The 26,611-nt window shown below is 61.3% G+C and carries 26 protein-coding genes; 10 read left to right on the top strand and 16 right to left on the bottom strand.

Annotated elements, in window-relative coordinates; translation table 11 throughout:
- On the bottom strand, positions 1-1,776 hold the full coding sequence (locus tag ACL9RI_RS07815; RefSeq protein WP_422726009.1) for a diguanylate cyclase: 1,776 nt from the start codon (positions 1,774-1,776) through the stop codon (positions 1-3).
- 359 nt (positions 1,777-2,135) lie between these two features.
- On the opposite strand from ACL9RI_RS07815, the gene ACL9RI_RS07810 reads away from it, so the two are divergent.
- From ACL9RI_RS07810 to ACL9RI_RS07800, 3 genes are read left to right on the top strand one after another with little or no spacing between them, the layout of a single operon-like run.
- Positions 2,136-2,864: a hypothetical protein gene (locus ACL9RI_RS07810; protein ID WP_422726008.1), complete on the top strand. Its 729-nt coding sequence runs from the start codon at positions 2,136-2,138 to the stop codon at positions 2,862-2,864.
- On the top strand, positions 2,864-3,268 hold the full coding sequence (locus ACL9RI_RS07805) for a hypothetical protein (protein WP_422726007.1): 405 nt from the start codon (positions 2,864-2,866) through the stop codon (positions 3,266-3,268). The genes ACL9RI_RS07810 and ACL9RI_RS07805 overlap by 1 nt, the downstream gene beginning before the upstream one ends.
- A gap of 18 nt (positions 3,269-3,286) precedes the next feature.
- Positions 3,287-6,094 carry a M16 family metallopeptidase gene (locus ACL9RI_RS07800; RefSeq protein WP_422726006.1) on the top strand — a complete coding sequence of 936 codons (2,808 nt, stop codon included), beginning with the start codon at positions 3,287-3,289 and terminating at the stop codon, positions 6,092-6,094.
- Between the two features lie 6 nt (positions 6,095-6,100).
- On the opposite strand, the gene ACL9RI_RS07795 is transcribed toward ACL9RI_RS07800, so the two are convergent.
- The 4 genes from ACL9RI_RS07795 to tcdA all read right to left on the bottom strand — a co-directional run bounded on the left by ACL9RI_RS07795 (position 6,101) and on the right by tcdA (position 9,027).
- A complete protein-coding gene (locus ACL9RI_RS07795; RefSeq protein WP_422726005.1) occupies positions 6,101-6,502 on the bottom strand; it encodes a DUF2809 domain-containing protein in 402 nt (133 codons plus the stop codon).
- 79 nt (positions 6,503-6,581) lie between these two features.
- The gene (cysK, locus tag ACL9RI_RS07790) at positions 6,582-7,514 is read right to left on the bottom strand and encodes a cysteine synthase A (protein ID WP_422726004.1); all 933 of its coding nucleotides are present in this window, start codon (positions 7,512-7,514) and stop codon (positions 6,582-6,584) included.
- 85 nt (positions 7,515-7,599) lie between these two features.
- Positions 7,600-8,070 carry an FKBP-type peptidyl-prolyl cis-trans isomerase gene (locus ACL9RI_RS07785; RefSeq protein WP_422726003.1) on the bottom strand — a complete coding sequence of 157 codons (471 nt, stop codon included), beginning with the start codon at positions 8,068-8,070 and terminating at the stop codon, positions 7,600-7,602.
- Between the two features lie 108 nt (positions 8,071-8,178).
- Positions 8,179-9,027, bottom strand: coding sequence for a tRNA cyclic N6-threonylcarbamoyladenosine(37) synthase TcdA (tcdA, locus tag ACL9RI_RS07780; RefSeq protein WP_422726002.1), 849 nt, complete (start codon positions 9,025-9,027; stop codon positions 8,179-8,181).
- A gap of 82 nt (positions 9,028-9,109) precedes the next feature.
- Between tcdA and pdxH the strand changes: the two genes are divergently transcribed.
- Entirely contained in the window at positions 9,110-10,327 is a 1,218-nt protein-coding gene (pdxH, locus tag ACL9RI_RS07775; RefSeq protein ID WP_422726001.1) for a pyridoxamine 5'-phosphate oxidase, read from the top strand.
- Between the two features lie 163 nt (positions 10,328-10,490).
- Positions 10,491-11,696 (top strand): class I SAM-dependent methyltransferase, encoded by a 1,206-nt coding sequence (locus tag ACL9RI_RS07770; RefSeq protein ID WP_422726000.1) that lies wholly within the window; start codon positions 10,491-10,493, stop codon positions 11,694-11,696.
- Between the two features lie 34 nt (positions 11,697-11,730).
- On the opposite strand, the gene msrA is transcribed toward ACL9RI_RS07770, so the two are convergent.
- Positions 11,731-12,264, bottom strand: coding sequence for a peptide-methionine (S)-S-oxide reductase MsrA (gene msrA, locus ACL9RI_RS07765; protein WP_422725999.1), 534 nt, complete (start codon positions 12,262-12,264; stop codon positions 11,731-11,733).
- A 211-nt stretch (positions 12,265-12,475) separates the two neighbouring features.
- Here msrA and ACL9RI_RS07760 point away from each other — a divergent pair, with 211 nt between their 5' ends.
- Complete coding sequence (locus ACL9RI_RS07760; RefSeq protein ID WP_422725998.1) at positions 12,476-12,982, top strand: flavin reductase family protein; 507 nt, start codon at positions 12,476-12,478, stop codon at positions 12,980-12,982.
- A gap of 55 nt (positions 12,983-13,037) precedes the next feature.
- On the opposite strand, the gene ACL9RI_RS07755 is transcribed toward ACL9RI_RS07760, so the two are convergent.
- The 9 genes from ACL9RI_RS07755 to ACL9RI_RS07715 form a co-directional block, all read right to left on the bottom strand.
- Positions 13,038-13,718, bottom strand: coding sequence for an OmpW/AlkL family protein (locus ACL9RI_RS07755; protein WP_422725997.1), 681 nt, complete (start codon positions 13,716-13,718; stop codon positions 13,038-13,040).
- Between the two features lie 84 nt (positions 13,719-13,802).
- Positions 13,803-15,191, bottom strand: coding sequence for an esterase (locus ACL9RI_RS07750; RefSeq protein WP_422725996.1), 1,389 nt, complete (start codon positions 15,189-15,191; stop codon positions 13,803-13,805).
- 240 nt (positions 15,192-15,431) lie between these two features.
- Positions 15,432-16,460: an L-threonylcarbamoyladenylate synthase gene (locus ACL9RI_RS07745; RefSeq protein ID WP_422726139.1), complete on the bottom strand. Its 1,029-nt coding sequence runs from the start codon at positions 16,458-16,460 to the stop codon at positions 15,432-15,434.
- 2 nt (positions 16,461-16,462) lie between these two features.
- Entirely contained in the window at positions 16,463-17,659 is a 1,197-nt protein-coding gene (locus tag ACL9RI_RS07740; protein WP_422725995.1) for a 5-(carboxyamino)imidazole ribonucleotide synthase, read from the bottom strand.
- Positions 17,659-18,162, bottom strand: a complete 504-nt coding sequence (purE, locus tag ACL9RI_RS07735; RefSeq protein ID WP_422725994.1) for a 5-(carboxyamino)imidazole ribonucleotide mutase — start codon at positions 18,160-18,162, stop codon at positions 17,659-17,661. The genes ACL9RI_RS07740 and purE overlap by 1 nt, the downstream gene beginning before the upstream one ends.
- Positions 18,163-18,164: 2 nt before the next feature.
- Positions 18,165-19,058: a phosphoribosylaminoimidazolesuccinocarboxamide synthase gene (locus ACL9RI_RS07730; RefSeq protein WP_422725993.1), complete on the bottom strand. Its 894-nt coding sequence runs from the start codon at positions 19,056-19,058 to the stop codon at positions 18,165-18,167.
- A gap of 106 nt (positions 19,059-19,164) precedes the next feature.
- On the bottom strand, positions 19,165-20,229 hold the full coding sequence (fba, locus tag ACL9RI_RS07725) for a class II fructose-bisphosphate aldolase (RefSeq protein WP_183674408.1): 1,065 nt from the start codon (positions 20,227-20,229) through the stop codon (positions 19,165-19,167).
- Positions 20,230-20,310: 81 nt separating this feature from the next.
- On the bottom strand, positions 20,311-21,759 hold the full coding sequence (gene pyk / locus ACL9RI_RS07720) for a pyruvate kinase (RefSeq protein WP_422725992.1): 1,449 nt from the start codon (positions 21,757-21,759) through the stop codon (positions 20,311-20,313).
- A gap of 131 nt (positions 21,760-21,890) precedes the next feature.
- Positions 21,891-23,102, bottom strand: coding sequence for a phosphoglycerate kinase (locus ACL9RI_RS07715; RefSeq protein ID WP_422725991.1), 1,212 nt, complete (start codon positions 23,100-23,102; stop codon positions 21,891-21,893).
- A gap of 433 nt (positions 23,103-23,535) precedes the next feature.
- Here ACL9RI_RS07715 and ACL9RI_RS07710 point away from each other — a divergent pair, with 433 nt between their 5' ends.
- The 4 genes from ACL9RI_RS07710 (at position 23,536) to ACL9RI_RS07695 (ending at position 25,861) form a co-directional block, all read left to right on the top strand.
- Positions 23,536-23,730: a zinc-finger domain-containing protein gene (locus ACL9RI_RS07710; RefSeq protein WP_183674399.1), complete on the top strand. Its 195-nt coding sequence runs from the start codon at positions 23,536-23,538 to the stop codon at positions 23,728-23,730.
- 90 nt (positions 23,731-23,820) lie between these two features.
- Positions 23,821-24,246, top strand: coding sequence for a YybH family protein (locus tag ACL9RI_RS07705; RefSeq protein ID WP_422725990.1), 426 nt, complete (start codon positions 23,821-23,823; stop codon positions 24,244-24,246).
- A gap of 9 nt (positions 24,247-24,255) precedes the next feature.
- A complete protein-coding gene (locus tag ACL9RI_RS07700) occupies positions 24,256-25,266 on the top strand; it encodes a YheT family hydrolase (protein WP_422725989.1) in 1,011 nt (336 codons plus the stop codon).
- Positions 25,259-25,861, top strand: a complete 603-nt coding sequence (locus ACL9RI_RS07695) for a DUF2946 family protein (RefSeq protein ID WP_422725988.1) — start codon at positions 25,259-25,261, stop codon at positions 25,859-25,861. The genes ACL9RI_RS07700 and ACL9RI_RS07695 overlap by 8 nt, the downstream gene beginning before the upstream one ends.
- 77 nt (positions 25,862-25,938) lie before the next feature.
- On the opposite strand, the gene ACL9RI_RS07690 is transcribed toward ACL9RI_RS07695, so the two are convergent.
- On the bottom strand, positions 25,939-26,568 hold the full coding sequence (locus tag ACL9RI_RS07690; RefSeq protein WP_422725987.1) for a TetR/AcrR family transcriptional regulator: 630 nt from the start codon (positions 26,566-26,568) through the stop codon (positions 25,939-25,941).
- Positions 26,569-26,611: the final 43 nt, after the last annotated feature.

The raw sequence follows: 26,611 nt of genomic DNA, 5'->3' as shown, positions 1-26,611 counted from the left end.
TTATTGCGCGGCCAGCGCCCGGTCGCGGCCGGCCAGCTTGGCGGCATACAGGGCGCTGTCGGCGCACGTGAGCAAGGCATGGCGGTCAACGCCGTGGCGCGGATATTCGGCGATACCCGCTGAAAAAGTGCAGCCTGACAAGCTATGCGGCGCCTGCCGTATCTGCAGCCGGCGGTACAGCGCGGCGATCGCATCGATCTTGTGCGAGGCGATCACGCTGTCGGCGTCGCGCAACAGCAGGCAGAATTCTTCGCCACCATAACGGCACAACATGTCGCTGCCGCGCAACTGGCTTTCCACCAGCCGCGCAAACTGGATCAGTACTTCATCGCCGAAGTTATGCCCATAGGTATCGTTGACGCGCTTGAAGAAATCCAGGTCGATCAGCACGATGGCCAGCGGCACCTGTGCCCCCGCTTCTGTTACTGCCTCCTGCAGGATCGCATTCAGGCTGTTTTCAAAGTGGCGGCGGTTATACAAGCCCGTCAGGTGATCGCGCATGGCCTGTTCCTTCAGGCTGTCCTGCAGCGCACTGACATGCATGATCTGGTGCGCCAGCTCGCGGTTCAAATGTTCCAGCTTGGCATTTTCCGATTCGCGCGCGGCCTGCAATTCCAGCGCCGTGTCGCGCTCGGCCTTGAGGCTGCACATTTCCTTTTCCAGGTTGCGCATCAATATGCGCGAGGCGCGCGCCGACTTGCTGCTCGCTTCATACGCCGCCTGGTACTGCTGCAGGAAACCGTAGGCCAGCTCCCACTGTCCCAGGCGGGCATTGATGTCGGCCAGACCCCGCAAGATCTGCTGCTGGTGGAACGGATTGCGCGTCCAGCTCAGCAAGCCATGCGCCTGCGTCAGCGACACCAGCGCGCGCGCCGGCTCGCCGCCCTGCAGATCGAGCTTGCCACGCACCAGCCAGGCATGCATCTGCTCTTCCAGGTCCTGCCCCTGGCGCGCATAGTCTTCGGCCCGCAGCAGCAATTGCTGGGCCTGCGCCGGGCGCTGCAACAGTATCGTCGCATGGGCCGCGATACAAAACAGAAAGGCGCGGATCGCCAGGTCTTCTTCGGGCCACTCATAAAACGGCTCGATCACGGCCAGCGCTTCGGCCGGCTTGCCGGTAGTCAATAAACACATGGCCAGGTTGGCCGAAACGATGGTTTGCTGGTATTTCAGCTTTTGCGTGCCGATGATGTCGAGCGCTTCATACAGCAGCGGAATGGCGTCTTCATCATTGCCCAGGTCGTGCTGCGAGGACGCCAGGTTCGACAGGCTGTTGACGCGGTGCGCGGGCGTGCCGTAACGTTCGGCAATATCGAGCGCCAGCAGGAAATTGCGCGGCCCTTCCTGCGTATCGCCACGGTTCAGCGCATCGACGCCCAGGCGGCCATACAGCATGAATTTATGCAGGGAATCGGGAATTTGCGCGGCCAGTTCGCGCGCCAGCAGGAAATGCTGCTCGGCGATGGCAAACTCGCCGCGCCGGCTGGCATACGCGCCTTGCAAGCTGGCCACGCCCATCGCCCCTTCCAGGTCGCCGCACTGCAAAAAATGCGTTTGCACCAGCTCGCACGACGGTTCGGGTTCGCCGCTGTAATAGGCAAGCCAGCAGTGGTTGAGTTCGGCGTAAGCGCTGCCGCGCGCATATTGCCGCTGGCGCGCCGCCGCCAGCGCCATCTGCACCAGGCGCCGCGCCTGGCGGCGATTACCAACCAGGCAAGACAATCCCTGCAAGTTCAAGCGGTCTATATCGGCTTTATCGAGACTGGATATCGGCACTGCATCCCCGTTCACATGCTGGTCACGCAAAAAATTGCTCTACAACAATGGTATCCTCACTAACATCATAACCAGATTCACTGGCATCCATGGCAACTTTGCAAATCATTGTGGTAAAAATGCACGTCACAGCGGACACCCGCCATGGCGCCGCCATCATTGCTGCGGTTGCCTAACAGATAAAAAAGACTTATTCTCAACAATCGCCAGCCGTCCCGCCCGTCCATATTCATGTCCCCACCGTTTTTCTTCCCGCCTTGCCTGCCAGCATTACGTCTGATGCGGCCGGCCGTGCGCGGACATGGCAGGGACGGCGCCGCTGGCACGTACATTTGACGCAACAACTTGGAGTAGTCGCAATGCAAAACACGGTACATTTCATCCTGCAGGGCAAAGGCGGCATCGGCAAGACGCTGGTCTCGACCCTGCTGGCGCAATGGATAGGCGGCAAGGATGGCACGCCCCTGCGCTGCTACGACACCGACCAGGAAAACGCCACCTTCTCGCGCTACAAGGCCATGAACGTCAAGCATGTGCCGGTGATGACCGATAGCCGCAATATCGACCCGAAACGCTTCGATGCGCTGATGATCGATATTCTGGAAGAAGACGGCAACTGCGTGATCGACAATGGCGCCAATACCTTTTCGCCGCTGATGGGCTACCTGCTGGAAAACGATTGCTTCTCGCTGCTGGAAGAATCGGGCCGCAAGGTGTATATCCATACCATCGTGGGCGGTGGCGACACCCTGCACGACACGGCCACCGGCTTTGTCGCCACGGCCCGCTCCACCAACGTGCCGCTGGTGCTGTGGCAAAACGAACACTTCGGCCTGCTGCAATCGGCGTCGGGCAAGCAATTCATGGAATCGCAGTCGTATGCCGACAACCGCGCCCGTGTAAAAGGCAGCGTGACCCTGAGCCAGCGCAATCCCGACACCTTCGGCGCCGACGTCAAGAAGATGAACACGGCGCGCCTGACGATGCAGGAAGTGTTGAAAAATGAAAAATTCAACATCATGGAAAAGCAGCGCATCAAGGTCGTTTACCGCGACATCTTTGAACAACTCGACAAGGTGCAATGGTAGTGGACCAGCATAAACTGCGCAGCCATGTATTCGACAGGACGGGCATCAAGATCGACGTTGACGACCCGATATTTGCGCTGGTGGCGCTGAACGAAGCCGTGCTGGCCGACACCGTCGGGCGCCAGCTGGCCCAGCTTGACGCGGCCACCCTGGCGCTGGCCGCGCAGGCGCGCGCGGCGGGCGGCTTGCCGCCGCTGCCGGATCTGCCTGCGCCAGTGCCTGCGCCAACGCCTGCGCCCGCGTCAACCTCCACGGCCTGGTTCACGCCGCGCGAATGGCGCTTGCTGGGCGCGGCCGCCATCGTTTCGATTGCCTGCGCGCTGCTGGTGCTGGGCGGCGCGGCGATCCTGTATAAGCACTCCCCGGCATCGCCAATCACACCAATAAAAAATACCTCCTCCTAACCCCACCTGGAAGCACGCATGAAATCGATGAAACTGCTGGCCATTCCCGCCCTGATCCTGTCGCTGTATGGCGCACCACTGTCGCTCAGCTACGCCGCCGACGCGGCAGCATCCGCCACCGTGGTACCGAATATTGCCTACGAAAAATACACCCTGCCGAATGGCCTGGAAGTGATCCTGGTGCAAGACCACAAATTGCCGGTGACCGCCGTCAATATCTGGTACCACGTGGGACCGGCCAACGAAGCGCCTGGCCTGACCGGTTTTGCGCACTTGTTCGAGCACATGATGTTTGCCGCCACCAAGCACGTGCCGCGCGGCCTGGCCGACCAGTTGCTCGAAGGCGCGGGCGCCACCGATTCGAACGGCAGCACCGATTTCGACCGCACCAATTATTTCGACACGGTACCGTCGAACCAGCTGGAACTGGCCCTGTGGGCCCATTCCGACCGCATGGGCTACCTGCTTGACGTGCTCGACCAGACGGCGCTGACCAACCAGCAGGACGTGGTGCGCAACGAGCGCCGCCAAAGCGTGGAAAACCGCCCTTACGGCATCGTCGAAGAAGCGCTGTACCACCAGCTGTTTCCCAAGAACCACCCGTATTACGCCAGCGTGATCGGCTCGCACGCCGACATCCAGAACGCAAAATTAGCCGACATCCGCGAATTCTTCACCAAATACTATGGCCCCAACAATGCCAGCCTGGTGATCGCCGGCGACATCGACAAGGCCAAGACCAAGCAACTGGTCAACAAATACTTTGGCAGCTTCAAGAGCGGCCCGGCCGTGCCCAAACCCAATGTGGTGACGCCGCCCATCACGCAGGAGCGCCGCATCGTGGTGCAGGACCACGTGGAATTGCCACGCGTCTTCATGGCCTGGCTGACGCCATCGGCGTACCAGCCTGACGATGCGGAATTGACGATCGCCGCGCAAATCCTGGCCGGCGGCAAGTCCAGCCGCCTGTATAAATCGCTGGTGTACGACAAGCAGATCGCGCAGGACGTGAACGCCAACCAGAGCTCGAACGCCCTGACTTCCGTGTTTTCGGTCGACGTGACGGCCCGCCCCGGCCACAAGCCGGAAGAAATCGAACAAGCGATGAATGCCGAACTGGAGCAGTTGCGCGCCCACGGCCCGACGGACAAGGAAATCGAGCGGGCCCGCAACGGCATCGAAACGGGCATGCTGGGCCAGGTGGAAAAAGTCGGCAGCAACGCCAACATGATGAACCAGTACAACCAGTACACGGGTGACCCTGGCTACCTGGCGAAAGATATCGAGCGCTACCGCAAGGTAACGGTGGCCGGCGTGCAGCGCGCCGTCGACACTTACCTGAAAAACCAGGCCCGCGTGGTGGTGTATGGTGTGCCCGGCACGCCGGACCTGGGACCGGAAGTGCCGACGCCGGCGCCAGGCAAGATCAAGTCCCAGCCAGGCACGGCGATTAACGCCGATGAAGCCTGGCGCAACAAGGTGCCGGCAGCCGGTCCCGCACCGGCCATTCATTTGCCACAAGGCAAGTCGTTCACCCTGGCCAATGGCTTGACCGTGATCTACAACAGCAATCCGGGTGTGCCGCTGGTATCGACCCAGCTGGTCATCAAGAGCGGCTCGGGCGCCAATCCGCTGGCCCAGCCTGGCTTGTCCAGCTTCACGGCGCAATTGCTGCAGGAAGGCACCGCAACGCGCACTGCGCCGCAGATCGCCGATGAAGTGGCGCAACTGGGCGCGCTCCTGGGCACCGGTTCCGGCGTGGATGCCTCGTTCGCCCAGCTGACCTCCTTGAAAGCCACCTTCCCGCAAGCGCTGGACTTGCTGGCCGACGTGGTGCAGCACCCGCAATTCCCGCAAGAAGAAGTCGAGCGCCAGCGCGCCAGCCGCATCGGCGAACTGGCGCAGCAGCGCGAAAACGCGGGCGCCGTGGCCGCCCGCGTGGAAGCGGCCGCCCTGTATGGTCCGAAACATCCGTACGGCAATATCCAGCTGGGCACGGAAGCGGCATTGAAAGCCACCACCCGCGCCGACCTGCAAGCATTCTGGCAACAGCACTATCTGCCGAACAATGCAGCGCTGATCGTCTCGGGCGATATCAGCGAAGCGGAATTGAAGGCGCTGGCGGAAGCGAAATTCGGCGCCTGGAAGCCAGGCACGGTGGCGCCCTCGGTCAATGCCACGCCGGAAACCACCAAGGCCAGGCTGATTCTGGTCGACAAGCCGGGCGCGCCGCAAACGGCCGTGCGCCTGTCGACCATCGCGGTGGACCGCAAGACGCCCGACTATGCACCGCTGCAAGTGATGAACGCGGCGCTGGGCGGCTTGTTTACTAGTCGCCTGAGCAACAACTTGCGCGAAGAAAAAGGCTATACCTATGGCGTGCGCTCGCAATTCCAGTACCGCAGCCAGCCAGGCCCATTCTCGATCGCGGCCGGCGTGCGCACCGACGTGACGGGCCCGGCCGTATCGGAAACGTTCAAGGAAATCCGCGCCATGATCGCCAAGCCCTTGAGCGCCAAGGAGCTGTCGAATGCGCGCAATTCGCAAGTACTGTCCCTGCCGGGCCAGTTCGAAACGAATGCCAGCATCAGCGCCAGCATGGCCAACACCTATATCTACGGCCTGGGCCTGGATTACTACAGCAGCTTGCCGCAACGCTTTTCCAGCGTGACGGGCAAGCAGGTGCAGGAGGTGGTCAAGAAATACCTGCAGCCTGAAAAGCTGATCGTCATCGGCGTAGGCGACCAGGCAAAGATCGCACCGCAACTGTCCAGGCTGAAACTGGCGCCGGTGGAAGTGCGTGATACAGAAGGGAATGTGAAGTAATTTGGCTTAGCGGCGCTGGAACAAGAGTCCCTTGTCCACCAGCGCCGCGATGATCACGCCTACCGTATAGGCAATCAGGTCGACCCAGCCAAAGAAAGAGCCGAGCACCAGATGCCCCAGGGCGTGCGCGCGGATCGCATTGATCCACGGCGCCTGGTACAACTGGCTGAACTCGACGGCAAAGCAGACCAGCAGCGCCCAGGCCGCCAGCTTCCACGTCAGCAGGCGCGTGGCCACGGCGCCCAGCGCAAAGAAGATCATCATGGCCCACAGGGCGTCGCCCGGATACTTGCCCAGCACCTCAGGCACGAAAGAAGGATAGGCGCGCGAGCCCAGGCCCAGCGCGATCACGGCCACGGTCACGCCCACCTGCAGCAGGCGGCGGCGTTCAGGTTTTACCAGGAACATAGTTTCACTTAAAGAGGCGGGCCGAACGATTGCGGCCCATCCATATTGTAATGCGTCAAGCCTGCATGCTGGCAGATGCTCAGTCGCCCAGGCCGGCGTACAGGGCCGTGCTCAGGTAGCGCTCGCCAAACGAAGGGATGATGGTGACGATGGTCTTGCCCGCGTTGTCAGGACGGCGCGCCACTTGCACGGCGGCCCACAGGGCGGCGCCTGAGGAAATGCCGACCAGCAAGCCTTCGCTGCTGGCGGCCAGGCGGGCGGTGGCAAACGCGTCGTCATTCTTGACGCAGATCACTTCATCGTAGATGGCCGTGTTCAATATCTGCGGCACGAAACCGGCGCCGATGCCCTGGATCGGGTGCGGCCCTTTGCTGCCTTTCGACAGCATCGGCGACGCATCCGGTTCCACCGCAATCACTTGCAGGCCCGGCTTGCGCGCCTTCAGCACTTCACCCACGCCCGTGATGGTGCCGCCCGTACCCACGCCGGCCACGATGATGTCCACTTGCCCATCCGTGTCGCGCCAGATTTCCTCGGCCGTCGTCTGGCGGTGGATGGCGGGGTTGGCGGGGTTATTGAATTGCTGCAGCATCAGATAGCGCGGATCGGTGGCCGCCAGTTCTTCCGCCTTGCGGATGGCGCCCAGCATGCCCTCGCTGCCCGGCGTCAATATCAGCTCGGCGCCATAGGCGCGCAGCAATATACGCCGTTCGCGGCTCATGGTGTCGGGCATGACGAGGGTGCAGCGGTAGCCGCGCGCCGCGCACACCATGGCCAGCGCAATGCCGGTGTTGCCGCTGGTCGGTTCCACGATGATGGTGTCGGGATGAATCTTGCCTGCGCTTTCGGCGGCCGCGATCATCGACAGGCCGATGCGGTCTTTCACGCTGTGCGCAGGATTATGGAATTCGAGCTTGGCCAGGATGGTGGCCACACTGCCGTCGGCGATGCGGTTGATGCGCACCAGGGGGGTGTTACCGATCAGTTCAGTAACGTTGTTCGCGATCTTCATGAGGGGGTCTCCGCTGCAATTCCAGGAAACCCCAGTCTACCCTTTTTAGCGGCGGCGCAACAATGCGCCGCCGCCAAATGGTCAATTACTTCACGTCGAGCAATTCGACATCGAAAATCAAGGCCGAGTTCGGCGGAATATCGCCATTGCCGGCGCCGCGCGGGCCGTAAGCGAGTTCGCCAGGAATGATCAGGGTGCGCTTGCCGCCCACTTTCATGCCAGCCACGCCTTGATCCCAACCCTTGATGACCATGCCTTTGCCCAGCGGGAAATCAAACGGGCCACGACCGACAGAGCTGTCGAACTGCTTGCCACGCGAATTTTTCGCCAGCGGACGGTACAGCCAGCCCGTGTAGTGCACGGTCACGTTATTGCCGGCAGCGGCTTCCTTGCCCGTACCGACCTTGTTGTCGATGATGATCAGCTTGTCGGCAGCAGGGCCTGGGCTCAGCGACACTGCCGCAGCAGGCACGGGAGCCGGTACAGCGACCTGTGCCTGCGCCAGCGACGCGGCGACGGAGCAAATCAGGGCAAACAAAACGGAGCTACGCGTCATGATGTATTCTTTCTGTGAGTTTCGATAAGTGCCTGCCACGCGAGGCGGGCAGGCAATCCGTCCATAATAGCAAACCGCCGCGACGATAGGCTTAAATGCGCGCTCGCCTCAAGCTGCGGCGGACTCGGCAATCTCGCCAGCAGCGGGCTGGCGCAGGGTTTTCAGCACGTGGGACGCGGCCACCATGCCGAAACTGGCCGTGACCACCACGCTGGAGCCGAAACCGGCACAATTCAAGCCCGTCACGCCGGCAGCAGTGCCGTCAATGTCGCAAGCTTCGGGATTTTCCGGCGTGGTCAACGGTTCCATGGAAAACACGGCGTCGACATTGAACTTGTTTTTTACGCCACGGGGGAAACCATATTCCGTGCGCAACAGCTTGCGCACGCGCTTGAGCAAGGGTTCCTGCTCCGTCTTCGATAGGTCGCGCACGGCGATCAGGGTCGGATCCGTCTGGCCGCCCGCGCTGCCGATGGTCAGCATGGGCAGCTGGTGCGCGCGGCAATAGGCAATCAGTGCCGCTTTCGCCCTGGCATTGTCGATGGCGTCGACCACGTAGTCGAAATCGTGGCCTGCCAAAAGTTGCTCCAGGTTATCGGGCGCGATGAAATCCTCGACCTCGGTCACCTGGCAAAACGGGTTGATCAGCGCGATGCGTTCGGCCAGGGCCGTGATCTTGGCCTTGCCGATGGTGTCGCTCATGGCCTGGATCTGGCGGTTGATATTCGATTCGGCAACATTGTCCAGGTCGATCAGGGTCAGCCGGCCCACGGCGCTGCGGGCCAGCGCTTCGACGATCCACGAGCCGACGCCGCCCACGCCGATCACGCACACGTGCGCCGCGCGGAAGCGGGCCAGCGCCGGTGGGCCATACAGGCGGGCAATGCCGCCGAAACGGCGGTCAAAATCGATCTCGGTCAAGTCCGGGGAAATAAGTTCATTGGTGGAAGTATGCATACCGCCATTTTAACGGACAAGGCGCTGCGAGATATTCTAAAATAGGCCCAGCCCCCACACCGCCCACCAAGAGAGCTACACCATGACCGCCCCCCTGTTCGACACCGTTCCCGGCTTTGACCAGCCGATTGCCGTCCTCAAGCACTGCCACGACAAGATCCGCAAGCAGCTGACTACCCTGCAAAACCTGCTGGTCCACCTGCTGCAGCAAGGCAACACGGCCGAGGCACAGCAGGCGGCCAAGGCAGTGTTGCAATATTTCAATAAAGCCGCGCATTTGCACCACGATGACGAAGAGCAAGACTTGATGCCCATGCTGCAAGCGACGGCGACCGGCGACGACGCCGCCCTGCTGACCACCCTGGTGCCGGAAATCCTGGCCGACCACCAGCGCATGGACGCGGCCTGGGCCACGTTGCGCCCGGAACTGGACAGCATCGCGGCCGGCACCGGCAAGCAGTTGTCGGCCCATGGCGTGCGCGACTACGTGGCCGCTTACCAGGCCCATATGAGCAAGGAAGAAAGCCAGCTGGCGCCCATGGCCAAGCGTTTGTTCAGCCCGCAGCAGATGGAACAGCTGGGCACGGCCATGCAGCGCCGCCGCGGCATCGCGCCCGAGGCTCCCGCCGCTTCTACAGCACCCATCGCGCACGATGCCGCCACCCTGGCCGCCATGCGTACCGATTTTGCCCGCTCCAGCCTGAGCGAAACCGATGTGCTGGCCGATCCCATCGCCCAGTTCGAAAAATGGTTTGACGACGCGCTCAAGGCACAAGTGGTCGAACCGAACGCGATGAGCCTGGCCACCGTCAGCCCGGACGGCAAGCCCAGCTCGCGCATCGTGCTGATCAAGCAATTCGACCAGCGCGGTTTCACCTGGTTCACGAATTACGATAGCGACAAGGGCCAGCAGCTGGCGCACAACCCGCATGCCGCGCTGCTGTTCTTTTGGCGCGAACTGGAACGCCAGGTCCGCATCGAAGGCACGGTGGTGAAAACCACGGCGGCCGAAAGCGACGAGTATTTCAATGTGCGCCCCCTGCTCAGCCGGCTGGCGGCCATCGCGTCCCAACAAAGCGCACCGATCAGCGACCGCGCCACGCTGGAAGCCAATTACGCGGCCGTGGCGGCCAGCGTTGGCGAAGACGCCACTCCGCCACGCCCCGACCACTGGGGCGGCTACCGCTTGCAGCCGGAGCGCATCGAATTCTGGCAAGGCCGGCGTTCGCGCTTCCACGACCGCATCGTGTTTACACGTGATGCTGAAGGGCAATGGAACATGCAACGTTTACAACCTTAACAGAGACGATACACGGCGGTGCACAGCAAGCAAGGCAATATAGGTGTAGGCTATCACGGTAGAGTGTTAATAACATGTTGCTCAATTTGCGGCCGTTTTGACGGCCGCTTCATTGGAGGCCATTTTGTTTGTACAAAACCAACTCAAGTCCTGGATTGCCGGCATGCGCAGCAAGACTGCCTTGCCACTGCGTATAGAACTGTGGAACGGTCAGCACATCGACCTGTCCAGCGAAGCGCCCCGCGTCACCATCCGCCTGCCAACGGCAGCATCGGCCCGCTACCTGCTCAATCCCTCGCTGGCCAACCTGGGTTCGGCCTATGTGGAGGGCAATATCGAAGTCAAGGGTTCCGCCAGCGACATGATTTCGATCGGTAATGCGCTGGCGCGCAATACCCTCAAACAGGAAGGCAAGCTGGCGCGCATCGTGCGCAGCTTTACGCACGACAAGCGCAAGGATGCCGAGGCCATCCGCTACCACTACGATGTGTCCAATGCGTTCTACCAGCAATTCCTCGACCCGGCCCTGGTGTATTCCTGCGCCTATTTTGAACACGGCGATGAAACCCTGGAACAGGCGCAAGTCAAGAAGATCGACCATATCCTGCGCAAGATCCAGTTGCAGCCGGGCCAGACCCTGCTCGACATCGGCTGCGGCTGGGGCGCACTGGTGATCCGGGCGGCGCAGCAATATGGCGCCCGCTGCGTGGGCGTGACCCTGTCGGAAAACCAGTTTGCGCTGGCGCGCGAGCGCGTCGCCGCGGCCGGCCTGGAACACCTGATTGAAATCCGCCTGCAAGACTACCGCGACGTGACGGGCCAGTTCGACCGCATCACCAGCGTGGGCATGTTCGAACACGTGGGCCTGAAACACTTGCCTGATTATTTTGGCATCATCAACAAGCTGCTGGCGCCGGATGGCATGGCGATGAACCACGGCATCACTTCCACCGACCCCGACAATGGCGAAACGCCGTACGGCGGCGGCGAATTCATCGAAAAATATGTGTTTCCGCACGGCGAGCTGGCGCATATCGGCAATGTGCTGAAAACCATGCAGCAAGGGGGACTGGAAGTGCTGGACGTGGAAAACCTGCGCCGCCACTATGCGCGCACCTGCCAATTGTGGACGGAAAACTTCGAGGCCAACGCCGAGCAGATCCGTCCACTGGCCGGCGAGCGGCGTTTCCGCATCTGGCATGTGTACCTGGCCGGTTGCAGCTATGCCTTCGAACAGGACCTGATCAGCCTGTACCAGATCGTCTGCGTGAAGGCGGGACGGCGTTCCTCGACGCTCCCCTGGTCGCGCAACTATATGTACGACAAGCAACAGCAAACCACGCCGGCGCTGGTCACGCCGGTCAATTAAGCGCGTTTTGATGCCCGCTGCCGACCATCGGGCATCATTTCAACCGGTGCGCATGCATGGCGCAGAACTTCGCCAGCTTGGCCGCCACCACGCAGGCGCAATAGCTCTGCAAGGGATGCCGCTCGAAATAACGCTGGTGCTCGTCCTCGGCCCTGAAGTAAGGCTGGGCGGGCGATAACTCGGTCACGATGGGCGCATCCCACACATTGGCCATCTCGGCGATCACCTTGTGCGCCACGTTTTCCTGCTCGGCTGACTTGAAATAAATCACGGAACGGTATTGCGTGCCCACGTCGCTGCCCTGGCGGTTCAGGGTGGTGGGGTCATGGATGGTAAAAAACATTTCCAGCAGGTCGTGGTAACTGATCACGGCCGGATCGAATTCCAGGCGCACCACTTCCGCGTGCCCCGTATCGCCGGCACACACTTGCGCATACGTGGGGGAGTCCAGCGTACCGCCCGTGTAGCCGGACTCGACATGCGTAACGCCGCGCACCTCCAGGAACACCGCTTCCAGGCACCAGAAACAGCCACCGCCCAATAGTGCGACTTCCGTCCGTCCATTCATGATGCTCTCCCGCAAAAACTGACGTCTCGGCAAAACAGCTGCGGCACGCCAGCGCAACGTCCCTGTTGTTACACCACTGTAACGCAAAGCGGCATGGCTTGCATTGCCGCCTGAAGCGCAGGGCCTGCCCCACCATCTGGCGGGCAAGCAAGCATGATTACGCTGGCTTGGCCGATTTTTGGCATAATGTCAGCAAATAGACAGGTCTCCCATGAACACACGCTCTCCCCGCGCGCCAGCGCAAACATTCGATACGACGCATTTCCGCCAAGCATTGTCGCAGTTTGCCACCGGCGTCACGGTGATCACGACGCGCCTGGCTGACGGCAGTTTTCGCGGCCTCACGGCCAGCTCCTTCAATTCCGTCTCCTTGTCGCCGCCCCTGGTGCTGTGGAGCCTGGGCTCGTTGGCCAACAGCATGCCCATCTTCAGCGGCAATTCCCATTACGTGATCAACGTGCTGGGCGCCGACCAGGCCGAGCTGGCGCAACGCTTTGCGCGCCGCACGGACAACCCGTTCGAGGGTGTCGAGTACGAGCTGTCGCGCACGGGCCAGCCGATACTGAAAGGCGCATCGGCCTGGTTCGAATGCCACAACCGCAGCCGCTACCCTGAAGGCGACCATGTGATTTTCGTCGGCGAAGTGGAAGAATGCGCGTCCAACCCGCAGGCGCCGCTGATTTTCCACAACGGCCAGTTCAACACGCCACCGGCCTGAACCGTTCAGGACGAAAAAAAATCCGCCGAGGCGGATTTTTTTATGGCTGGGCTAATCAGAACTTGTAGCCGATACCGACGCTGACTGCCAGCGGATTGAGCTTGATGTCCTGCGTCTGGCCGGTGGTGAAATGGGCCGTGGTTTTCAGCGGCGTCTTGACCACGGCAACGTCGGCAAACCAGCGCTCATTGAAGGCCCAGGTCGCGCCGACCTGGTAGCTGACCGTCAATTTGTTATCCAGGCGATACGTTTCACCCGAACCGCCCGTATTGAGCAAGGCGGTCATCTGGCCAGAACCGGTTTCCTTTTGGAAATAGGCATAGGTAAGGCCGATACCGGCATACGGACGTATCATCGCGCTAGGCTGGAAGAAACGGTACTGGATGAACGCGGTCGGCGGCAAGACTTCGGCCGAACCCAGCTTGCCGGTGCCGGCGATCGCGCCAGCGCCGACCAGATCATGTTTATACGGTACGCCCAGGTCCAGTTCGGCCGACACATTATCGGTCAGCATGTAGGCAAAGGTGAAGATAGGCTTGGTGTCGGATTTGACATCGGCCTTGGTGCCTGGCAATGCCGGCGCCGACAGGTCGCCACTCTCGACTTTCGGCGTGATCTTGTTCATGCCGACCTTGAAGGTCCAGGTGCCTGCGCTTTGCGCCGAGGCGCTTGAGGCCGCCACCATCGCGGCAGCCAGCGCCACCACTTTCAATGCACTGTTCAAACGAATTTTCATTATGTCTCCTGATTCATTATGTCCGGGATCACCCGTGAGTACTCTGTAGCGTGGGACCGGCATGGCGGTCCCACGCGCGATGTCTTACAGCCAGCCCTTCACCACCATGGCTTTGGACACATAACGCGCCAGCAGCAGGTTGTTGAACGGCGTAGGATGCACATCATCGGCATACGAGTAGTGACTCACGTCACCGGATTTCAGGTTGCTGCCATTGCAGACCAGCGAGCTGCCCAGGGGATTCTTGGCCGGGGTCAGGTCGCAAGCCGTTTCAGTCACATTGGTCAAGCCATACGGGGCTGGATTGGTGGCCTGGTCATGGCTGACGGCAAACACATCGACCACCAGCACTTTCGGCTCGCTGGACAGGGTATTCAATGCACCGTTGTAGGCGCTGACCATGGCGTTGATCAAAGCCTTGGTCGAGGCGTCCTTGCTCAGGCCGGAAGGCGTGTTGGCGATATCGGGCAGGTTATTGACCACCACGCGGGTCGCGCCATTCGCGATGATCTGGTTTTTCACCAGCGCCACCAGATCGTTGCCGGCCGTTGCCATGGCAGCGACCAATGCCGGTCCCTGGGCAGCAGCGTAATCGGCGCCAGCCTTGGCGCCGGCGGCATTGCCGGTGACGGTAGCGTCGGCTTGTGCCTTGGCAACCAGCGGGCCATACACGGCAGGCGAACCCACCGCGGTATTACCGGCGATGACAGCCGCTTGCACGGCAGCACCCACGATGGACGCGGAGGTTGCACCTGGCGCTGCACTGGCAGCCGCCACGGCAGCACCGATCGATTGCGCCGCTGTCGCTGGATTAGGGGCCCCGGCAGCAAAAGCCGCCACCAGATTGGCAGCAAAAGCTTGTGCACCTGCCGCAGCACCGGCCGCCTGGCCAGCAGCGGTCGCGCCAGCTTGCAAGGCGCCCAGCTGGAACAGGGCGTCATTGCCGCCTGCCATCACGAAAACGATTTCATCGCCCTTGAACTTGCCGCCGACAGCCTTCAGGTGATTCTGGATCTGGGTCACTACCGGCACGGTCAAGGCGCCCAGCGCGCTACCGGTCAGTTTATTGTTCGGACCAACCGGATTGGTCACGCGCGAACCGCCCATGGCGTAGCCATAGCAGCCCGTATTGAATTTGATGGGAACCGAAAAGCCCTGGCTGGCGTCGCCATCGAGACCCGTTTCTGCTGCGCACGGCGCTGGCAGGCTGAATTGCGCCGCCATCAGCTCGGTCCAGTTCTTGCCCGTCAGCTCAGGATTGATGGAGCGATTGTCGCCATTGATGGTGAATTTGCCACCTTTTAATGCAGCGACCGTGCCAACCGCATAGGAACCCACATCGGACAGGCTGTCGCCAAACGATACCTGGGCGCTGTATTGCACTTTCAGTGTCTGGTCACCGGCAGTGGAGCCGCCGCAACCGGCCAGAACAGCCGCAGCCAACACGGCCAGCGCGAATTTTGTTTGATGCATTTTGTCTCCTTGGGTCTTTTTCTGGTTTCTAAACGAACGGGCGTGCTATTCGCTACCCACCTAATATGCCATCGTTCTGCAGACTTGTATAGAAATTATGTTTCAAAAATCAGCCAAATTACAACAATGTTGCCACCCATCGACGTGGGAGTTTGGGGCAGATTATGGCTGATTTACTATGATTCGTGGCAAGCACTTCTATTGCGCTGCATCAAGAAAAAGCCCCGTGAGGGGCTTTTTTCATGCGTCGAGGAATTGCTGCAAGATACCACTTGAGCCGAAAGCGGCGCGCCGCAAACGGTCATTGATGCCCAGCCAGTCCGGGCCGGTAGGCGGTGCTTCCACCAGGATCAGCTCCGCGCCGACCTGGTCCATCGTGCGCAGCGAGGCGTACAGCGCATGTGCGTAACCTTGCGGATCGGCAACCAGGCGCACGCTGGCGCTGGCCGCTGGCAAATCCGAGTAATGGATCAGGGCTACGCGGCGGCCATCGTTCAGCAACCGGTTGAGCGTTTCGCCCAAGGCATCGCTTTGCTGCATCGCAACAGGCGTATGCGGTGCGTAATGCGATTCCAGCGTGCCGGACGCGCGCGGCGCGGCAGCATCGGCCACCGCCGGGGCGCGGCCAATCACGGCAGCAATCTGTGCGCTGCTGATATGGCCAGGGCGCAACAGCACGGGACCGTGCGTGGCCAGGCGCGACAGATCGACGATGGTCGACTCGATGCCGACCTCGCTTTGCCCGCCATCGAGCACCGCGCCCAGCAAGCCGCTATCGAGCTCATCGCTGAACTCGTCGCGCACATGCTGCGCCGTGGTGGGGCTGACATTGCCGAATTTATTCGCCGACGGCGCCGCCAGGCCACCGTTGCCGCCCTTGAATTCCTGCAACAAGGCGATGGCCACCGGATGCGACGGGCAGCGCAAGCCCACCGTATCTTGTCCGCCAGAAACGGCATCGGGGATATGCGCGGCGCGCTTGACGATCAGGGTCAGCGGGCCGGGCCAGAAAGCCGCCACCAGTTGCCGTGCTTCCTGCGGCAGATCATCGGACCAATGCGACAAATCCGCGCCCGGCGCCACATGCACGATCACCGGGTGATCGGATGGGCGCCCCTTGGCTTGATAGATACGCGCCACGGCAGCCGGGTTTTCCGCATCGGCGCCCAGGCCATACACAGTTTCCGTAGGAAAAGCCACCAGCGCGCCCGTTTCCAGCAGACGCGCTGCGGCCGCAATCGCCGCCAGGTCCAGGGTTGATTCAGTCACACTCACGGCGCAATTCCCAGGATCAGGCAGGCTGCATGCAACCGGGTTTGCGCCTCGGCCAGCGTAGCAGCGACAAACGTCAGATGGCCCATCTTGCGGCCACGGCGTGGATCATTCTTGCCATACAGATGCAAATTTGCGCCTGGCAAGGCCAGGATGCGGTCCCAGGCCGGTTCGCGCGCCGTGTCGCTGTCGCCGTCAAACCAGACATCGCCGAGGATGTTGAGCATCACGGCCGGCGAATGCTGGCGCACGTCGCCCAGCGGCAAACGCGCCATGGCCCGCACCTGCTGCGCAAACTGGCTGGTGACGCAGGCGTCCATGGTGTAGTGGCCGCTGTTGTGCGGACGGGGCGCCATTTCATTGACCACCAGGCTGCCATCGGTCAATACAAAGAATTCGATGCACAGCACGCCCACATAGCCAAGCTCGGCCACGATGACTTGCGCCGCCTGCTGGGCGCGGGCGGCACTCTCGCCCGACACGTTCGGTCCCGGCACGGTGGTGGTAAACAAGATGCCGTCGCGGTGCACGTTCTCGGCAATCGGATACACCACCGACTGGCCATCGACGCCACGCGCCGTCAGCACCGACACTTCATAGGCCAGCGGCAGCATTTTTTCCAGCAGGCAGGCCACCTGGCCCATCTCGTCGAAGGCGGCGCGCACATCGTCGCGCGTGGACACGCGGTACTGGCCCTTGCCGTCATACCCCATGCGCACGGTTTTCAAGATACCAGGCAACAAGTCATCGCCGATGTCTGCAATATCTTGCAGCGTGGCGATCACCTTGTGCGGCGCCGGCAACACGCCCGACTGGGCCGAACAATCGACAAAGAAACGTTTTTCAGCGATGCGGTCCTGCGCCACCGACACGCCGTGGGCATTGGGGGCGACAAACACCGTCTCGGCCAGGCGCGACAGGCTGTCGGCAGGCACGTTTTCAAATTCGGTGGTAACGGCCAGGCACTGGGCAGCCAGCGCATCGACACCAGCCACATCGCTGTAGCCGGCTTCGACCACGCGCTGGGCGATTTGTCCGGCAGGACAGTCGCTGGCCGGTTCCAGCACCGCCACCTGGTAGCCCATGGCTTGTGCGGCCTGGGCAAACATGCGGCCCAGCTGGCCGCCGCCCATCACGCCCAGCCAGGCTGGCGGCGTGGCGGCTGGCAAAATAGGAGATAACTTCGAATCACTCATTATGCAAGCGGCAGTGTCATGGCCTTGGCGGCCTCGGTTTGCGTGACGCGGAAAGCTTCGAGCTGCTCGGCCAGCGCGTCATCGGTGGCAGCGATCATGGCGACCGCCGTCAATGCCGCATTGGCCGCGCCCGCTTCGCCGATGGCAAATGTGGCCACCGGCACGCCCTTGGGCATTTGCACGATGGACAGCAGCGAATCTTCGCCGCGCAGATACTTCGATGGCACGGGCACGCCCAGCACCGGCACGATGGTCATCGCGGCCACCATGCCAGGCAGGTGGGCCGCACCGCCGGCGCCGGCGATGATGGCGCGCAAGCCGCGCGCGCGGGCGCTCTTGGCGTAGGCATACATCTCGTCGGGCATGCGGTGCGCGGAAATGACTTGCGCTTCAAACGGCACGCCAAACTGTTTCAGGATGGCCACCGCGTTTTGCATCACGTCCCAGTCCGAAGACGAGCCCATGATGATGCCGACCAGCGGCTGTTGTTGCAGATCACTCATGCTTACGCCTTCAGCTTCTCGCCCGTCAGGCGTTCGATGGCTTCGAAATACTTGGCCTGGGTTTTGTCGATCACGTCCGCTGGCAGCGCAGGCGCCGGCGCGGTTTTGCCCCAGGTCAAGGTTTCCAGGTAATCGCGCACGAATTGCTTGTCGAACGATGGTGGCGACATGCCAGGCTGATACGAATCGGCTGGCCAGAAGCGCGAGGAATCGGCCGTCAGCACTTCATCCATCAGATGCATCACGCCATGCTCGTCCAGGCCGAATTCAAACTTGGTGTCGGCAATGATGATGCCGCGCGTGGCCGCATAATCGGCAGCCGCCTTGTACAGTGCAATGCTGACGTCGCGCATCTTGGCGGCCAGCTCAAAGCCGATACGGTTTTCCATCTCGGCAAAGCTGATGTTTTCATCATGCTCGCCCAGCTCGGCCTTGGCCGCCGGGGTGAACAGGGGTTCTGGCAGCTTTTCAGCCTGCTGCAAGCCGGCTGGCAGCGCGATGCCGCAAATGCTGCCCGTGTCCTGGTAATCTTTCCAGCCCGAACCGATGATGTAACCGCGCACCACCGCCTCGACCATGATGGGTTTCAAGCGCTTGGCGACGACGGCACGGCCTTGCACTTGTTCCACTTCCTCTGGCGCCACCACCGACTCCGGCGCTACGCCCGTCAAATGATTCGGCACGATATGGCCCAGTTTCTCGAACCAGAAGTCGCTCATCTGATTGAGCACCTTGCCCTTGCCGGGAATCGGCTCGTTCATGACGACATCAAAGGCCGACAGACGGTCGGTAGTAACGATCAGGATCTTGTCGTCGCCGACGGCATAGTTGTCGCGCACCTTGCCGTGGCCCAGCAGTGGCAGGGAATGGATGGAAGTCTGATAGAGGCTGTTCATAGCGGAGGAGGAATGATTTGATGAAACAAAACCGGCAGGCAGGGCTTGCCTGCCGGTCAAGAATATCGGGCACGGACTGCATATGCAGTCCGCTCCAGACAGAATTTTACTTCACAATCTGCGACAGCTCGCCGGCCTTGTAGCGCTCAGCCATTTTTTCCATCGGGATGACCTTGATTTTCGACGCCTGGCCTTCGCAGCCGAACGCCTGGAAGCGGGCGCGCACGATCTGCTCGGCAGCGGCGCGGGCCGGTTTCAGGAAGTCGCGCGGGTCGAACTTCGATGGGTTTTCAAACAGGAATTTACGCGTCGCTGCCGTCATCGCCAGGCGGATGTCGGTATCGATATTGATCTTGCGCACGCCGTGACGGATGCCTTCCTGGATTTCTTCCACCGGCACGCCGTAGGTTTCCTTCATGTCACCACCGAATTCACGGATGATGGCCAGCAATTCCTGTGGCACCGACGAAGAACCGTGCATCACCAGGTGGGTGTTCGGGATGCGCGCGTGGATTTCCTTGATGCGGTCGATCGCCAGGATATCGCCGGTCGGCTTGCGGGTGAACTTGTAGGCGCCGTGCGAAGTCCCGATGGCGATCGCCAGCGCGTCGCACTGGGTGCGCTGCACGAAGTCGGCCGCCTGCGCGACGTCGGTCAGCAATTGCTCGCGCGTCATGGTGCCGTCGGCGCCGTGGCCGTCTTCCTTGTCGCCCTTCATGGTTTCCAGCGAACCGAGCACGCCCAGTTCCGCTTCCACCGTCACGCCGATGGCGTGCGAGAATTTCACCACTTCACGCGACACGTCCACGTTGTATTCATAGGACGCCACCGATTTGCCATCGGCTTCCAGCGAACCGTCCATCATCACGGACGTGAAGCCCGAGCGGATGGCAGCCATGCAGACGGCTGGCGACTGGCCATGGTCTTGATGCATGACAACAGGAATGTGTGGGTAAGCTTCGACGGCGGCGTCGATCAGGTGGCGCAGGAACGCTTCGCCAGCATATTTGCGCGCGCCAGCCGACGCTTGCATGATCACCGGGCTGTTGAGCGCATCGGCGGCAGCCATGATGGCTTGCACTTGCTCCAGGTTATTGACGTTGAAAGCAGGAATGCCATAACCGTTTTCGGCGGCATGGTCCAGCAATTGACGCATGGATACGAGAGACATGGTAATACTCCAGAGAACGAGAAACTGTTGCGGCGCTTCGCGGCGGATGGCCGCGCCGGCGCCTGAAATTCTGTCAGGCGATTAATGAAATTCGCCCACCTTTACGATCTTCAGTGCATTGGTGCCACCGGCCTGCCCCATCGGTTCGCCCCAGGTGACGACGATCAAATCGCCTTTTTTTGCGGCACCGTTGCCAACAAGCAAATCTTCCGCCTGTTTCAGCACTTGCTCGCTCGGTGCGTCCTGCAGCAGATGATACGCCCGCACGTTGCGGTACAGCGCCGCCTTGCGCAAGGTCGTCACGCTCGGTGTCAGCGCGAAAATCGGCGTGTCGATGCTGTGGCGGCTCATCCACAGGGCGGTGGAACCGGATTCCGTCAGCGCCACGATGGCTTTGACGCGCAAATGGTGGGCCGTAAACAGCGCGCCATAGGCAATCGACTGGTCGATGCGGGTAAACGTGACGTTGAGGAAATCGGCGTCGAGCTTGTTGTATTCGGACTGTTCCGCCTCCACGCAGATGGCGGCCATCATTTCCACCGTCTCGATCGGGTATTTGCCGGAAGCCGTTTCCGCCGAGGTCATCACGGCGTCCGTGCCATCGAGCACGGCGTTGGCCACGTCGGACACTTCGGCGCGGGTCGGCACGGCGTTGACGATCATCGATTCCATCATTTGCGTGGCGGTAATGGCCAGCTTGTTCGAGGCGCGCGCCATCTTGATCATGCGTTTTTGCAAGGCCGGCACGGCCGCATTGCCCACTTCCACCGCCAGGTCGCCACGCGCCACCATGATGCCGTCGGAGGCGTCCAGAATTTCCTGCAGCGCGGGAATCGCTTCCGCGCGCTCGATCTTGGCGATCATCATCGGCTTGTGGTGGAACGGTTCGCCGGCGATATTGGCCAGCTGGCGCGCCATTTCCATGTCGGTCGCGCTTTTCGGGAAGGAAATAGCCAGATAGTCAGCCTGGAAACTCATGGCCGTCTTGATATCTTCCATATCCTTGGCCGTCAGCGCCGGCGCCGTCAAGCCGCCGCCCTGGCGGTTGATGCCCTTGTTGTTCGACAACTCGCCGCCGATTTTCACGGTGGTGTGGATTTCGCTGCCGTGGATGCGCTCGACGATCAGCACGATCAAGCCATCGTTCAGCAGCAGCACGTCATGCTTGTGCAAGTCGCGCGGCAAAGCCTTGTAATCGAGACCGACACGCTCCTGGTTGCCCAGTTCGCCATTCTCGCCCCACTTGGCGTCGAGGATGAACTTGTCGCCCGCTTCGAGCTGGATGCGGCTGTTTTCAAACTTGCCGACACGAATCTTCGGCCCTTGCATATCGGCCATGATGGCCACTTCGCGGCCGCATTCGGCTGCCGCCTGGCGCACCAGCGCTGCGCGGTCGATATGGTCTTGCGCCTTGCCGTGGGAAAAATTGAGCCGCACCACATCGACGCCCGCTCGTATCATCTTGACCAGGATATCGAAGTTGGTCGAGGCGGGGCCGATGGTTGCTACGATTTTTGTACCGCGTGGCATAGGATTCCTTATGCGCCGACAAGACGCTAAACAAGACGCTAACTAAGCAAGGCCAGGCGGCGACAGCGCCCGGCAAGGTAAAAGCGCAGCGGTCAGGCTGCGCTTGGTACTGTTTTATAAGGTCGTGCGCCTTAACCGGCGCGCTGCATCAATATTTCTACTGCAGGCAAGGTCTTGCCTTCCAGGAACTCCAGGAAAGCGCCGCCGCCCGTCGAGATATAGCTGATTTTATCCGTGATAGCGTATTTGGCAATCGCCGCCAGGGTGTCGCCACCGCCGGCGATCGAGAAAGCGCTCGAGTCGGCAATCGCCAGCGCCAGGGTCTTGGTGCCGTTGCCGAACTGGTCGAATTCAAACACGCCGACCGGGCCGTTCCAGACGATGGTGCCGGCCGCCTTGATCTGTTCGGCCAGCAAAGCCGCTGTTTTCGGGCCGATATCGAGGATCATGTCGTCGTCCGCCACATCGGCCACGTCTTTCACCGTGGCAATGGCGGTCGGCGAGAATTCCTTGGCGCATACGACATCGACGGGAATCGGCACTTGCGCGCCGCGCTTGGCCATGATGTCGATGATGGCTTTGGCTTCGTCAACCAGTTCCGTTTCCACCAGCGACTTTCCGATATTCAAGCCGACGGCTTTCATGAAGGTATTGGCAATGCCGCCGCCGACGATCAGGTGATCGACCTTGTCGGACAGGGCTTTCAGGATGGTCAGCTTGCTAGATACTTTCGAACCGGCAACGATCGCCAGCAGCGGACGGGCCGGTGCGTGCAGCGCTTTCCCCAAGGCGTCGAGTTCAGCGGCCAGCAGCGGGCCGGCACAGGCGACCGGTGCGAACTTGGCGATGCCGTGCGTGGACGCTTCGGCGCGGTGGGCGGTACCGAACGCGTCATTGACGTAGATATCGCACAGCTTGGCCATTTTTTGCGCCAGTTCATCGCTGTTTTTCTTTTCGCCCTTGTTCACGCGCACGTTTTCCAGCAATACCACTTGGCCAGCCGCCAGGTTTTCCAGGCCCGCGCCATCGACCCAATTCTGTTTCAATTCCACTGGCTGACCCAGCAGTTCGGACAGGCGCGCGGCGACGGGCGCCAGGCTGTCTTCGGGCTTGAATTCGCCTTCGGTCGGACGGCCCAGGTGGGAAGTCACCATCACGGCAGCGCCAGCGGCGGCAGCGGCGCGGATGGCGGGCACCGAAGCGCGGATGCGCGTATCTTCGGTAATCTTGCCACTGTCATCTTGCGGTACGTTCAGGTCGGCGCGGATGAAAACGCGCTTGCCTTGCAGTGCATTTTGGGCGATCAAATCTTGCAGACGGACGAAGTTGAGAACAGCTGACATGGCGATCCAGATGACGAGTGGAAGGAAGTGCGCTATTTTACCGCAAGCACCAGACCAAATCGCCGATTTGTCGGGGATTACTGAAAAACATACAACAAAGACAATTTCACAAAAAACGCCTGGTGGCGCGCAATCGTTTGCAACATGTCATCAGGCGCCATCATGCTGATGGAGATGGGTACTGTGGTACGGGCACAACAATGCGATGCAGGGCACGGGCATGCAGGAAAATCATCCCGCCATCGGACTATCGGCTATCGCAGCGCCACCGATAGCGTATAGTCGGGTCCAGGCACCCGCCAGCGCAAGCTTGTCAAAGCTGCCATTTCAGCCCTGATTTTTGTTGCCTGCCCGAATCCGTTAAAATCTAGCCCTGGCAGTAGCCGATTCTCCCTAACGATATCCCCAACACAGCCTCACGGAGCATGACAAGATGACACATACCACCCAGCCAGCGGTCGAACTCGACGGTAAAGACCTGCCTGCCCACTGCCCTAACCCGGCCATGCCGCTGTGGTCGTCGCATCCGCGCGTGTTTCTGGAATTTAACAAAGATGGCGTGGCCAAATGCCCTTACTGCGGCACGGCCTACACCCTGAAGGAAGGCGCCAGCGCCGGCCATCACTAATCGCCAGACGGCGCGCCCCCTCAAACGGGCGCGCCGTTTTTCTTTGTAGCCCAGCATCCCGGCATTGAAGCCAGCAAGAGCGGAGTCCCCATGAAAAGTCTGAAGGAATTAAATGGCAGCGCCGCCGAGGTGGAAGCGGCCTTCTACGATGCGCTCAACCGTGCCGACCTGGAAGCGCTGATGGCGCTGTGGGCCGATGACGAAGAAATCGTCTGCATCCATCCGGGCGGCGTGCGCCTGATCGGGCATGCCGCCATCCGCGCTTCATGGGCCAGCATCCTGACCGGCGGCGGCTTGCATATCGTGCCGGTGCAACTGCATGAAACGCATAATCTGATGAGTTCCATCCACACGGTCATCGAAGGCGTCACGGCCAGCGACAAGGGGCCAGCGCATTTGCTGGCCAGCAATGTGTATATCAAGACACCGCGCGGCTGGCGCATCGTGCTGCACCACGCCTCGATCGCACCAGGCGGCGCCCCGGCCGACAATGCAGGAGCGCAGATACTGCACTAAGCTTTACCCATGAATTACATTTCCCCGCTCTGGCTGCCCAACGGCCATTTGCAAACGATTTATCCGGCCATGTGCATCAGCAAGCCCAGGGTGGCTTTCCGGCGCGAACGCTGGACGGCGCCCGATGGCGATTTTGTCGATGTGGACCTGGTCGACGGCCAGCCGGGCTTGCCGTTCGTGGTGCTGTTCCACGGCCTGGAAGGCTCGTCGGACAGCCATTACGCGCGGGCCTTGATGGCCGAAGTGACCGCGCGCGGCTGGTCGGGCGCGGTGCCGCATTTTCGCGGCTGCTCGGGCGAGGCCAATCTTGCGCCCCGCTTTTACCATTCTGGCGATGCGCAGGAAGTAGACTGGGTACTGCGCAAGCTGCATCCGCGCGCCACGGGCAAGTTTTACGCGGCCGGCGTCTCGCTGGGGGGCAACGCCCTGCTGTGCTGGCTGGGCCAGTCGCAACACGCTGCCGACATTGTCGATGCAGCCGGCGCCGTGTCCGCCCCGCTGGACCTGGCGCAAGGCGGCAAGGCCCTGTCCACGGGCGCCAACCGGCTCTATACGCGCATGTTCCTGCGTACCCTGAAACCGAAATGCCTGGCCAAGCTGGAACAGTTTCCCGGCCTGTTTGCGCGCGAGACCATGCTGGCCGCGCGCAATCTGCATGATTTCGACAATGTCGTCACGGCGCCCCTGCATGGCTACCGCGATGCCGACGATTACTGGGACCGCGCCAGCGCCAAACACGTGTTGCACGACATCACTGTACCCACCCTGGTGCTGAACGCCCGCAATGACCCGTTCCTGCCGGGACGCTATCTGCCCGGCAGCGCCTCGCCTGCCGTGCAGCTCGACTATCCGCGCCACGGCGGCCACGTCGGCTTTGCCGTCGGCAAGTTGCCGGGACGCCTGGACTGGTTGCCGCAAAAGCTGATCCGCTTTTTTGAAGAGGCCAGCGGTGCGCAGCCTGACCCGCGAAGCCGCCACACTGGCGCGCCACACGCACACACGGAACACATACATGGATGAGCTCGTCAAACAGGCGCTGGCCAAATGGCCGAACGTGCCCCATTGCTACGGCTGGCTGGCGCTGGACGCGCGCGGCCACTGGCGCATGCGCGACCAGCGCGCGCAAGAATTACAACTGCCCGGCGAGAAGATCGTCCATGCAGCCCTGCTGGGCTTTATCAACCGCAATTACAGTCACGATGAACGGGGCTGCTGGTTTTTCCAGAATGGCCCGCAACGCGTCTACCTGAACCTGGAAGCGACGCCCTACATCGCCCGCAGCGACCCGCAGCACGGCTTTGTGCTGCACACTGGAGAAGTTCTCAGTCCGTCAGACGCCGCGTTTTTGTGCGATGGCGGCGAACTGATCTTGCGCCGTGGCGAGATCGTGGCCCAGCTCGACGACCGCGACATGGCACAAGCGATGGCATCGCTGCGCATCGATGGCCGGCCCGCTGGCGACAATGAGCTGATGGCATGGCTCGATGGCGCCACCACGGTGCTGACCTTGTCGGATCAAGGCCGGGATATTGCTGTACAACATCTGAAAAGCGGCCAGGCAGCCAGGCATTTCGGTTTTGTCGCCCTGCCGCTTGAGAAGGCGGCCTGCACGTAACTCTGCCCAATGACAGTAGGTGCTGTTCCGGGACACCGCGTTCCTGCGTTCCGAACCTGATGGCGCTCAGACAGCCATCAGACGCCTGTACATCCTGCCCGCCGCGCCTCGGCGGCGTGTACCCGGAGGCCGTCCAGCATGAATCCCATGCAACGCCGCCAGGCAGCGGCTCCGGCACCATCAACGATCCGCATGAGCGCGCCATTCGATACGAACATCAGAAATAACTCCTGAAGCGTGAAATCGGCGCGCAAGGCACCGTCGCTCTGCGCATCGTCGACGAATTGCCGCGCCTGCGCCATCGTTTCTTCGCACACCGCCGCCAGCCGCGACGCTTCAGGGTGGCGCCGCGAAATGACGTCATTGAGTGCAGGTTCGGTGGCCTGTATCTCGCAGATCAGGTTAACAAAACAAGCGAAACGACTCCATGGGTCGGGGCAGTTACGGGCGCGCGTCACTGCATCGCCAAGCCGGCTGGCCGCGATGTCTGCCATGACAGCATCGGTGAGCGCTTCACGCGTGCCAAAGCGGTTGTATAGGGTGCCGATGCTCACACCGGCACGCTGCGCGATTTCCTCCAGAGGCACATCCAGGCCGCGCTCATGGAACATGTCCAACGCCGCAATCCTGAGGCGCTCCATATTCTGTCGGGCGTCCTTTCTCAAGCTGGGCGGCGCCGATTTCTCCGATTCTTGCACTTTAATCATTATTTATCTCTCACTCATAATAACTTGACGCAACCCTCAACTT

This window comes from Janthinobacterium sp. Mn2066 (genome assembly GCF_049319705.1).
Classification (GTDB): Bacteria; Pseudomonadota; Gammaproteobacteria; order Burkholderiales; family Burkholderiaceae_D; genus Janthinobacterium.
This window is presented reverse-complemented; position numbering and strand designations above follow the sequence as displayed.